This window comes from Pelosinus baikalensis, assembly GCF_020819555.1.
Classification (GTDB): Bacteria; Bacillota; Negativicutes; order DSM-13327; family DSM-13327; genus Pelosinus; species Pelosinus baikalensis.
This window is the reverse complement of record NZ_JAJHJB010000007.1, coordinates 108192-120612: the sequence shown is the minus strand read 5'-3', so window position 1 is coordinate 120612 and position 12421 is coordinate 108192. Positions and strand designations below refer to the sequence as shown.

Below are 12421 nucleotides of genomic sequence, written 5' to 3'. Positions count from 1 at the left end.
GGATTAAGTAGCAGGTTGAAGCCTTAGTTATGCGCTCATCTTTTCCGTCCTAAATGGCACTTTCCGAGAGACTATCCTACAGTAGTAAAAGATATTTAGAAACAATTTCTTAGAGGCTTTCGAATAGATGAAATCTATATTATAGATATGCAATTCCTTGCAAACATTATTACTATAGAATTTTTTAGTCTAAGGGTTCTTTTACCTCTTAACTACTGATTTTCATTGAATGATCCTGAAAAAAGGTCAACAAAAAGCACACCCGTTGCTTCCGGAGCATTTGGCTACAATGCTGGCGAAATACCAACTCCTGCACCGCGCAAAGAAGGTACAATAACGATTATTAAATAAGAATACGGTAGTAGTCATACCATAATGACTCATACTGAAAACTAGAGGCTATATTCCATTATGAATGGAATATAGCCTCTAGTTTTTCTCATTAGTTCGCAGCGGACAAATATGTAGAAAGGATTTTAGTTAAATCCCATCCCCATCAATACCACGCAATTCATCTTCACTTAAGCGATTCAAATCAAAAGGAGTTCCTTGATATACATAATAATTAAGCCAATTGGAAAACAGTAAATTGGCTGCACTGCGCCAACGCACGATTGGTGTTTTTTGAGGATCATCATTGGGATAATAATTGACTGGAATATTAATAGGCAACCCTTCTGCCACATCACGATCATATTCTGTTTTAAGAGTTAATACATCATATTCAGCATGACCCGTAATAAATAAATGCCGATAGGTTTTGTCAATGACTGCATAAACACCCGCCTCTTCTGACTCAGACAGGATGGATAATTGGGGCACCTTCTCCACATCTTCTTTTTTTATATCTGTATGTCTGGAATGAGGAACATAAAAAACTTCATCAAAGCCCCGAAATAACATTTTTTCTTTCATATTTACAGTGTGAGGAAACACACCAAATAATTTTTGAGGTAAGTCATGTTTAGGAATACCATAATAATGATACAAAGCAGCTTGAGCTCCCCAGCAAATATGCAAGGTAGAATAAACATTCTTTCTACTCCAATCCATAATTTCACACAACTCATTCCAGTAGACAACTTCCTCATAAGGCATTTTTTCCACTGGCGCGCCAGTAATGATCATGCCATCATACTTACGATCTTTCACGTCAGCAAAAGTTTCATAGAATTTAACGAGATGTTCATGAGGTGTATTTTTAGGTTCATAGGTTGCTGTGTAGATGAAATCAAATTCTACCTGTAGGGGTGAATTCCCCAATAACCGGAGTAATTGTGTCTCTGTAACAATTTTCGTCGGCATCAAATTTAATAGTAATATTCGAAGTGGACGTATATCTTGCGCATAGGCACGATCCTCATCCATTGTAAAAATATTTTCTTTCTCAAGAATATTTACAGCTGGCAAATTATTGGGGATTTTTATAGGCATATTCTTTGACTCCTTTTCACTTGAAAAATCATTGGAACAAATTACGTACTTTTATTCTAATGCAATTCTCCAATAAGTCCTAATATTCCTTTTCACTATTCTTAATTTATTTGCCATCCCCAACCATTCTTAGAAAATCTTCTTCCTCTAGCACTTCTACCCCTAACTGCTGAGCCTTATCAAGCTTACTGCCTGCTTCTGCGCCAGCAACCACATAATTCGTTTTTTTACTAACTGAGCCGGATACTTTACCGCCTAATTTTTGAATGATGTCAGATGCCTGATTGCGACTCATTTTTTCTAAGGTTCCTGTTAATACAAACGTTTTCCCTGAAAAAAGCTGATTTTCCGTAATTGTTTGTTTTTCTTCTATCATGTTTAAGCCAGCAGTTTCAAGTCTAGCAACCAGCTCTAAATTTTCTTCAGCAGCAAAATACGCAACAATGCTTTCTGCAATTTTAGTACCTACTTCATCTAGTTCCAGCAGTTCTTCTACTGAAGCTTGCTTTAAATCCTCCATATTACCATAACGCCGTGCTACGATTCCGGCAGCTTTTACACCAACGTGACGAATGCCTAAAGCAAATAATAATCTGGACAATCCTGCCTGTTTGCTGTTTTCAATAGCAGTCAGCAGATTTTCTGCTGACTTTTTACCCATTCGGGGTACTGTAAGGACTTGTTCCATTTCTAATTGATACAAGTCTGCCACATCTTTAACAAGACCAGTATCTACTAAGGCATTTAATACCGCTGGACCCAAGCCATCAATATTCATAGCATCACGAGATACAAAGTGAATCAAGCCTTCTCGAAAAAGTGCAGGACAGTGGGGGTTTGTACACTTGTGAGCAGACTCCCCCTCTTGCCTTATTACTTTGCCTTTGCATTCAGGACATTCCTCTGGCATAACAAAGGGGATCTGTGCTCCAGTACGTTTCTCCATTACCACTGAAACAACTTTCGGAATGACTTCTCCTGCCTTATGAATAATTACCGTATCTCCAATACGAATATCTTTTTCTTCTATATAATCCTGGTTATGTAAGGTCGCTCGGCTAATGGTGGAACCCGCTACTCTTACAGGGCGAAGAATTGCTGTTGGCGTCAATACTCCCGTCCGTCCAAGCCCTACAAAAATATCTTCTACCACAGTAATCGCTTGCTCCGCTGGAAATTTATAAGCAATCGCCCATCTCGGATCTTTAGCTGTATAACCTAAGATTTGCTGACTGCTTAAATCATTTACCTTTATGACCATCCCATCAATCTCGTAAGGAAGTTCATGACGCTTTTCAGCAAAACCCGTACAGTAGGCAATCACATCTTCGATCTGATTAAATATCTTATAATGAGGGTTGATTTTTAGTCCTAGTTGATTGAGATATCCTAGCACTTGTCCATGTGTAGTTAATTCAATACCTGTATAAGTACCAACGCCGTAGACAAAGATATCTAAGGCTCGATTGGCTGTCACCTTAGGGTCAAGCTGACGCAAGGACCCTGCAGCAGCATTACGCGGATTTGCTAATAATGCTTCGCCTGCTTCTTCTCGTTCATGATTTAAACGCTCAAATTCCTTACTGGGCATATATATTTCACCACGGACCTCTAGAAAAGAAGGAATCCCAACATGATCACCACGCAGCATTAAAGGTATTGATTTAATGGTTCGAATATTCGTAGTCACATCTTCTCCCTGGGTACCATCGCCCCGGGTAACACCACTCACTAGATGACCATTTTCATAAGTTAAATTAATTGCTAAGCCATCAATCTTTAGCTCCACTACATATTCAATACCCTGCTCTTCTCCCAGACCACTTTGCACTCGATTATGAAAAGCCAGTAATTCATCTGCAGAAAAGCAATTTCCTAAACTACGCATGGGTGTAGCATGATTTACACGCTTAAAACCGCCTGCAACCATACCACCCACTCGCTGGGTAGGAGAATCCGCCGTGATCAACTGGGGATAGGATGATTCCAGCTCGATTAAACTACGCATTAACAGATCAAATTCTCGGTCCCCAATTTCAGGATCATCAAGAACATAGTAACGATAGTTATGATAATGGAGTTGTTCACGCAACTGGATGATTTTGTTTTGAATTTCCTGTATATCATCTAGCTTTTTTTCCACGACTTTGATCACTCCCAAATTAGAATCAGGAAAGCTGCAGCATAGACTGCAGCTTTCTTATATTGTCATAAAAGTATCTTTTTATACCAAGCTGCTCTAACACGCAGCCTAAGGCTTAATATTCCTTCTCTATTACACTTTGGTAATCGGCGCCATATTCGCAACGACAAGTTTGATGCCAAGGCCAGGAAACGCAATTTTAAGTTCCTGGCTGTCTCCACTCCCCTTCACTTCAATTACAGTACCAATTCCCCACTTTGTATGCTGAGCCTTATCAGCGACTTTCCAAGCACCACTGCTTTGCCCTTTTTGAGGATGAGCTTTCATAATAGGAGCTCGTAAGGGACTTTGTACAACGGATGAGGTCGAAGCAGGCGGATTGATGGTCGCCTTACTTCCATTACTGGCAAAACCATAATGATTTTGCCTGCCTGAATATTTTTCCACCATGGCACTCGGAATTTCGCTCAAGAACCGGGATAAAGGAAACATTTGCGTCCTGCCATAAATGGTGCGCATGCGGGCATTGGTCATATATAATTTGCGGCGGGCTCTTGTAATACCTACATAGCAAATTCGCCGTTCTTCTTCAATTTCTTCTTCATTCATTAATGTGCGTGAATGAGGGAAAAGCCCTTCTTCCATACCAGCCATAAAAACAACTGGAAATTCCAATCCTTTTGCAGAGTGCAGTGTCATAAGTGTAACACGGGCTTCTGATATTTCAGCATTATCAATGTCAGCTACCAAAGCAACCTGCTCTAAGAACCGTTCTAAGGTTTCTTCCCCGTCACTCTTGGCAAACTCCTTTGCAACACTTAGAAACTCTTTTAAATTGTCCAGCCTATTTTCATCTTGCAAATCCGTACTCTTTTGCAACTCCTCTACATAACCAGAGTCATGCATTACTTTGTTCACTAATTCTACAACAGACAAAGAATGTACTTGAGCCATTAAGTTAAAAATCAGTTCCGCCAAAAATTCTAACGGAGCTTTTGCTCTTGCAGTAAGTCCTGGTACTAATTCAGGATTACTCACCACATCAAACAATGTCATATTATTCTCTGCAGCATAAGCTGTTAAGCGGCTAATCGTAGTATCTCCAAGTCCCCTCCTGGGCACGTTGATAATTCGCAAAAGACTGACACTATCTGCCGGATTAAAAATAACCCGCAAATAAGCTAAGATATCTTTGATTTCTTTACGATCATAAAATTTTAACCCGCCTACAATCACATAAGGAATACCAGCCTGCATGAAAGCTTCTTCAATAGCCCTAGACTGGGTATTGGTGCGATATAATATTGCAACGTCACCATAAGACGTACGATACACTGTATTTAGCTTAGTAATAGTATCCCCAATGAACTGGGCTTCATCCTTCTCATGGTGAGCTAAATAGTGAGTAATCAGTTCACCTTGAGGATTTTGCGTCCACAATTCCTTCGGCTTCCGGGAGCTATTGTGCTCAATTACAGCGTTAGCAGCATCTAAAATCACTTGAGTCGAACGATAATTTTGCTCTAAGGTAATCATCTTGGCTTCTGGATAATCTTTTTCAAAATCTAAAATATTACGAATATCCGCTCCCCGCCAGCCATAGATACTCTGATCCGCATCACCTACAACACAAAGATTGCGATGCTTATCCGCCAGCATACCTGCCAACAAGTATTGGGCCCTGTTTGTATCTTGGTATTCATCAATCATAATATAGTGGAATTTACGTTGGTATTTTGCCAAAACCTCTTCATTATTCTGTAAGAGTCTCACCGACAGCATGAGCAGATCATCAAAATCCAATGCATTGTTAGTACGCAATTTCTGTTGGTATAACTGGTAAATCTCTGCTATTTTTTGTTCATGAAAATTACTGGATAAGGATGTGAATTGCTGTTCATCTTGTAAGGCATTCTTAGCATTGGATATGGTAGCTAGAACACTGCTTGGCTGAAACTGCTTATCATCCAGATTTAATTGTTTTAAACAACTCTTAACGAGAGACTGGGTATCGGATGTATCATAAATTACAAAATTACTTTTATAACCAGCCATTCCGCTAATCTCCATACGCAGAAATTTAGCACAAAAAGCATGAAACGTACTAAGCCAAATATCTTTGGATTGAGCACCGACCATAGTATGCACGCGCTCTTTCATTTCTGCAGCAGCTTTATTCGTAAAAGTGATGGCTAAAATATTATAAGGTGCTACACCTTGTTCCAAAAGATAGGCAATGCGACAAGTTAATACCTTGGTCTTACCAGATCCTGCACCCGCCATAATGAGTAGCGGTCCATTGGTATGTAAAACTGCTTCCCTTTGCATGGGATTTAAGCCAGCGATAATATTTTGCATAATTTCCTCCGTAGTAACACAACTTTTGAGTTTTTAATAACCTTAATTAATTCGGCAAAATTACAATAGTTCCTGTTAATTATAAAAAAAATAGATTATATAGAGCATATTAAGCTCTTCTATAATCTATTTATAGCCAAACCGTTGAGCTATATTCTTGCGGCTTCTGACATGGGTGGAATAATCTGCTTCTTTCGCGACATAACACCCGGGAGATACAAAACTCGATCCTTACCCTCGCTGCCAAAGGCTTGCTTTAACAAACTAACAGGCTGCCCAATGTATACTAAATGAGTGCCTTCATTCAAAATATCTGTAACCATTAATAAAACCATATCATAGTTTTCCTTCTGACGCAGTGCTTCCATACTCTGCTGCAATTCTTCTTTTATCGATAGAACTTCATCAGCATCCATAACAGATATTTGTCCAATCGTCATCCGATAATCGCCAATCTGAAATTCCTTAATGTCATTGGCAATAATATCAGCCGTTGACATGCCCTTAATACTAGCTCCTGCTTTTAATATACTCATCCCAAACTCAAAAACATCTAATTGAGCAAGTTCTGCTAATTGACGAGCAGTCCTTTGATCCTTCTCAGTGCAGGTTGGTGACTTAAATAGAACCGTATCAGATAAAATAGCCGCTAATAATAGACCTGCAATATTTTGCGGTATGGTTATATTACGATGCCAGTACATGTTAGCAACAATCGTAGCCGTGCAGCCAACAGGCTCATGTCGGATAAAGATCGGTTCACTCGTTTGCAGGCCGCCTAAGCGGTGATGGTCAATGATCTCTATGATTTGGGCTTCTTCAATTCCTTCAACGGCCTGCCCGCTTTCATTATGATCTACAAGAATTACTTTTGTCCGCTCCTGCACAATTAATTTATCACGATGAATAGCTCCGACTAATTTTCCATTTTCTACAACTGGATATACTCGATAATTAGTATCAGCAACTATTTTTTTAATATCGGTGACTAAATCAGTAGGTTTAAAGGTAATTACTTCTTTGCGCATGACCATTTCTAACGGAATACTTTGGTTTATTAAACGGGCACAAGTGTAGGTATCATGAGCCGATGCAATAACCAAAATACCTAATCCGGCTGCTTTTTGAATTACTTCTTCATCCACCTTAACATTGCCTGTAACTACCAGGCAGGAAATACTACAATCTAAACAGGTTAATTGTGCATTCTTGCGGTCCCCTACCAATACAATATCATTCGCACTAACAAATTTTTGTATTAAACTGTGGCTTCCAGCTGCAATATGCACTCTACCTGCTACTTTACGTTCTAAGTTATCTCCACAGAGTAATTTACCTTCTAAAGCCTTTAACACACCAGCAAAATCTACACCTGCTTGGCTTAAATCCTGCATTTGCAATTCATCAAAATATAAATTCGCTAAATCACCTACGGTTACAACGCCCGTCATGAAACGCTTTTCATCTACAACAGGCACTGATTTCACCTTATGTTGTCTCATAATGCGTCCTAAGTCCCGCAATGTATCTTTAGGACCCGCCGTTACTACTTCTGACTGCATAATATCCTTTACTCTTGGATATAAATCCGTAATCAGTTCCGGCGGGGTAAACCCTAGCGTTTCTAAAACAAACTTTGTTTCGCTATTTATTTTTCCAACTCTGGCCGCTACAGCATTTACCCCTCTAACTTGCTGAAAATAAGCATAACCAATTGCCGAGCATATGGAATCTGTATCTGGATTGCGATGCCCGACAACATAAGTCGGTTTAGAAAGTTCTGTCATGATAAGTCCTCCAGTGCTATTTCTTATACTGCTACAATTTTTCCACTTTATATTTTACCTTATTTATTGATAATTGAATAGCAAGTTATTAATAAAAATAGAAGGGCTTGCCCAAAAGTCAAACCCTTCTATTTTTATTAAGTAAATGATAGGCCAGCGGAGTAAAAAAAACAAGAGCTACCAAGGCAATTCCAAATAAAAAGGTGGAAGAAAATATATCCAAAAGAGAATATCCTAAAACATTATAGGCAAAGGCACCAGGAATCATCCCAAGGGTAGTGGCCGAGACATAGTCACGAAAGCGAATTTTAGATAATCCAGCTAAGTAACTGACTGGATCATAAGGGAAAATAGGTACGATTCGCATAAATAGCATGGTACGAAAGCCATTAGCCGCCATCTTGCTCTCAAATAGCTGTAAGTGCGAAAATTTACTTAGGTATTTTTGCATTTTTTTACGCCCTAATAAGCGAGCTATTACAAAGCACAAACATGCACCTATTACTCCACCAACTACAACATAAAAAGTACCCCACCAAGGGCCAAAAGCCAAGCCGCCAGCCAACGTGAGGACAATGGCAGGAAATAAAAGCAAGGGTCTGATACTATACATAAAAACGTACATTACAGGTCCCCACCAACCAAAAGATACTACTACATTACGAATCGATTCAGGCGTCAGGCGACTGACTCCTACAACATGTACAAATAATAAACCTAAAAAGACTAAAACCAATAAAAAACCAGCTTTTATCGCTGATTTCTTTTCACATAGCATCATCATTATTAAATACAAACCTCAATTTATAGTAAGAATAAAGCCCTAATATCGACTTACAGATTATAACTTTATTCTTACTATAATGTAAAGATAAAAATATTTTTTATGTCAAAAACTCCTTTTATTATATATCTTTCACTAAGCTGGGGAATGAGAAAGAGATTTAAGCAGTTTGCGAACAAGGACCGCACAACACATCAGTCACTTTGTAACCTTGCATCATCCAATCAGCAACTTGACTTTTCATCTCTTCCATCCGCTGCATGATACTTAGTGAGGTTTCAGGATCACCATATACTTTCCACATCCCCTGACAGGTATGACCTTCTTTACCCGTGCCCATAAATCCCATAACATCTTTTAAAGGTATTCCCAATAGAATTCCCATTTCGTGAGGGCACATGGATTGAAAACGCCCTTTAAAATATAGCAAAAGATCTTCTAAACTCATGCTTGTATGATAACCGAATCCTTCTAAAAAGCGTCGATTTTCTTCATCATTAACATAACTGTTTAATAAATCAACACGATAAAAAAGTATTTTCATGCTATGGGGCTCATTTTTAAGTACCAGCCACTCCACATTACTATTTGCTAATAACGCTTCACCATATTGAAGCCACATTGTCTTCATAAAAATTTTGGAGGAATCCATTAGATTAAGCAATGTACCTGGTTTTTCACCATAAATTGTCGGGGCTAATTCCACAGCCAGCCACTTAAAGAAAAAGTCAGCATCATTCTTACTACCTTGAACTTGCAAAAATTCTTTCCAACACATATCCATTCCACCTTGTAAAAATAATAATACTGATTAATTCATTACACCTGCAGAAACTAACTTTTCTTCAACAGACCCCCAAGAACGTTTGGCAAACACCAACGGTACATCCTGCGCTTTAGCGACGGCTTTTACCATTTTAGCAGTATTATGATTCACATAATCAGTTAATACTAATACAAACTGGGTTTTCTTAGGGATGCTGATTTTATTTTGATTTGAGACTCGCCTTCCATCAATATGCGTCAATTTAGTTACCCCTAGCGAATACAGATTCTTTTCAATAATTCCTAAATAATCGGCTCCAATTACAACAATAGACATATTAATATCCCCTCTTCATTTTATTTATTATCGACTACCCGTTATTGATTATCATTCTCATTAATTGTTTAAAAAATAAAGTTAGCCTAAAGCTATCTTCATCCACTTAGCCTATTTATCATCATCTTTCTTATCTGTACATCCGCAGTCATTACAACTCTCTGAACTACAACATGCTCCTCCTTTTCCAGTTACTTTTTTCCACACTGTTAGAGCAAAATAACCTAATGCCACTGCACCAATGCTGTATAGTATCAGGTTTTCCATCTCAAATTCCTCCTTTTTAGCATCACTTAAACTAAGATTATATTGATAAGGTTTGGGTTTGCACTAAGTGAACCAGTGCAAACCAACAAACCAATACTAATTGTTAAACTAACTACCAAAGCCTAATAATTTACCACCTTGGTATACGATAAATGTCACAACCCAAGCCAAAGCTGTCCCATAAAGCAAGCTAAATGCTGGCCATTTCCATGAATTGGTTTCTCTCTTCATTACTGCAAGAGCAGCTAAACATGGAGAGTAGATTAGTACAAATACCATTAGACTGTAAGCGACTAGCGGATTTAAATTAGGATCTTGTGCTAGTGCATGTTTTAGAGATTTAGAATTTTCATCTGTCTCTCCCAAGCTATAAATTGTTCCCATCGTACTTAGCACTACTTCCTTAGCTGTGACACCGGCAACAAGACTAACACCAACTCGCCAGTCAAAGCCAAGAGGCTGTATGACAGGTTCAACAAATTTACCCAATTGCCCCGAATAACTTTTTTCAAGCTTTTCACCCGTTTGTTCATTTTCCAAATGAGTCTTTTCTTCTTCCAAAGAAGCAGTAAGCTCAACATATTTTGCAGCACTGGCATATAGTTCTGGGTTATCGGTTTCAATTTGCTGCATTTTTTCTGTTTTTGCAGTTTCAAACTCAGCATACTCTGCACTATCTTCTCCTAATTCTGCTGTAGCTTCGTCAAATTCCGTATTAACATCCTGAATTTCACCAACTAAAGCTGTAAGTTGTTCATTTTGTTCAATATCTTCAATATTTAGTGGTGCTAATACATCTTCGCTAACTTGTCGAGTATATGTTTCTTCAGCTTGTACTGTTAAAGCATCATAGTCTTTACTATATTCTACCTCACTAGGATAATTAGTCAAGAACCACATTAATATAGAAGCTGCTAAAATTATCGTTCCTGCTTTTTTCAAATACAAAGAACTACGTTCCCACATATGAAGGATTATACTTTTAAGCGTAGGTACACGGTATGGAGGTAATTCCATAACGAAAGGTTCACTTTCGCCTTTGAATAAGGTTTTACGATAAATACTCGCCATAATCATCAACAGTACAATTCCTAAAATGTAAATTGAAAATAATACATTACCAGCAACACTCGGATCAAAAAAAGCAGCTATTAAAACGGTATATACCGGTAACTTTGCACTGCAGCTCATAAGAGGGGAAACCAATATGGTAATCATTCGATCTCTAGGATTCTCTAACATCCTAGAACCCATAATTGCTGGTACACTACAACCAAATCCTAGCAATAAAGGGATAAAGGACTTACCATGTAAACCGAACTTGCGCATCATTCTATCCATAATGAAAGCTGCTCTAGCCATATATCCCGTATCTTCCAATATGGAAATCGCTAAAAACAGTAGTATAATGCCTGGTATGAAAGTAAGAACTCCGCCTACACCTCCGATGATACCATCAACAACCAAGGATTTTAAAGGACCATCTGACATAACACTTCCTATAAATTCGCCAAGCTTGCCAAATGCGTCTTCAATCCACCCGGAAGGAATATCACCAATGGTAAATACTAAATTAAAAACAACCCACATCAAACCAAAAAAGATTGGCAATCCAAACAATCGGTTTGTTAGAACTTTGTCGATTTTATCTGAAGTTGTTATCGCATGTGCATCTCTGACATCTGCAATCTGTAGGTATACCTTTCCTACAAATTGATAACGTTGACCAGCAACAAACAATTCAACATCTTCACCTATTTTATGACTTAATTCAATCCTGATTTTATCACATTCATTGATAACAGAATCAGAGCTCGATAACTTAGCAAGAGATTTTTCTATATTCACATCATTTTCTAACAGTTTTAAAGCTAACCAACGTACAGGAAATTTGATTTCATTATGTAAGGCTACCAATAAAGGTTCTAACTTTTTAATCGCCTCTTCAACATCACTTCCATAGTCAAGCTTAAAACCATTACTTTGTTTGTTGTCACTGGCTTCTGCAGCAGCCAGCAGCATTGCATCGGTTCCTTCATTACGTACACCTATCGTACGTACAACGGGAGCACCGTTCAAACACTGGGAAAGTTTAGAATCATTAATTTTTACACCTAAATCTTCAGCTACATCCACCATGTTTAATGCTAATAATAAAGGATGCTCCAGTTCTAAAAGTTGTATGGTTAAATACAAATTTCTTTCCAAATTTGATGCATCCAGAATATCAATTACCACATCGGGCTTATCATTTACAATAAAATTACGCGTTACAACTTCTTCTTGTGAATATGCAGTTAAGCTATAAGTTCCTGGTAAATCTATAATTGCAAATTCTTTATCGCCTAAGTTTTTATAGCCTTCTTTTTTCTCAACCGTAACGCCAGGATAATTACCTACATGCTGGCGTCCTCCAGTCACATTATTAAAAATCGTCGTTTTACCTGAATTTGGATTGCCAACTAACGCAGCTGTTATTTTTTTTCTTGTCATCCTCATGCCCCTTTCAATCAAACACTAAACTATTAGGAATTAATTCTCATTAT

General features: G+C 38.1%; 9 protein-coding genes. All 9 read right to left on the bottom strand.

The features are described from left to right. Positions 1–480: 480 nt before the first annotated feature. Complete coding sequence (gene metA / locus LMF89_RS07160) at positions 481–1434, bottom strand: homoserine O-acetyltransferase MetA (RefSeq protein ID WP_229534500.1); 954 nt, start codon at positions 1432–1434, stop codon at positions 481–483. A 106-nt stretch (positions 1435–1540) separates the two neighbouring features. Continuing rightward, positions 1541–3577 (bottom strand): NAD-dependent DNA ligase LigA, encoded by a 2037-nt coding sequence (gene ligA, locus LMF89_RS07165; protein WP_229534501.1) that lies wholly within the window; start codon positions 3575–3577, stop codon positions 1541–1543. Between the two features lie 132 nt (positions 3578–3709). Then, on the bottom strand, positions 3710–5935 hold the full coding sequence (pcrA, locus tag LMF89_RS07170; protein ID WP_229534502.1) for a DNA helicase PcrA: 2226 nt from the start codon (positions 5933–5935) through the stop codon (positions 3710–3712). A gap of 149 nt (positions 5936–6084) precedes the next feature. After that, positions 6085–7722, bottom strand: a complete 1638-nt coding sequence (locus LMF89_RS07175; protein ID WP_007957632.1) for a putative manganese-dependent inorganic diphosphatase — start codon at positions 7720–7722, stop codon at positions 6085–6087. A 118-nt stretch (positions 7723–7840) separates the two neighbouring features. Next, positions 7841–8506 carry a TVP38/TMEM64 family protein gene (locus LMF89_RS07180; RefSeq protein ID WP_229534503.1) on the bottom strand — a complete coding sequence of 222 codons (666 nt, stop codon included), beginning with the start codon at positions 8504–8506 and terminating at the stop codon, positions 7841–7843. A gap of 160 nt (positions 8507–8666) precedes the next feature. Continuing rightward, complete coding sequence (locus LMF89_RS07185; RefSeq protein ID WP_229534504.1) at positions 8667–9284, bottom strand: DUF3793 family protein; 618 nt, start codon at positions 9282–9284, stop codon at positions 8667–8669. A 33-nt stretch (positions 9285–9317) separates the two neighbouring features. After that, positions 9318–9608 (bottom strand): DUF2325 domain-containing protein, encoded by a 291-nt coding sequence (locus LMF89_RS07190; RefSeq protein ID WP_007931788.1) that lies wholly within the window; start codon positions 9606–9608, stop codon positions 9318–9320. A 111-nt stretch (positions 9609–9719) separates the two neighbouring features. Next, entirely contained in the window at positions 9720–9875 is a 156-nt protein-coding gene (locus tag LMF89_RS07195; protein WP_229534505.1) for a hypothetical protein, read from the bottom strand. A gap of 108 nt (positions 9876–9983) precedes the next feature. Then, positions 9984–12368, bottom strand: a complete 2385-nt coding sequence (gene feoB / locus LMF89_RS07200) for a ferrous iron transport protein B (protein ID WP_229534506.1) — start codon at positions 12366–12368, stop codon at positions 9984–9986. Positions 12369–12421: the final 53 nt, after the last annotated feature.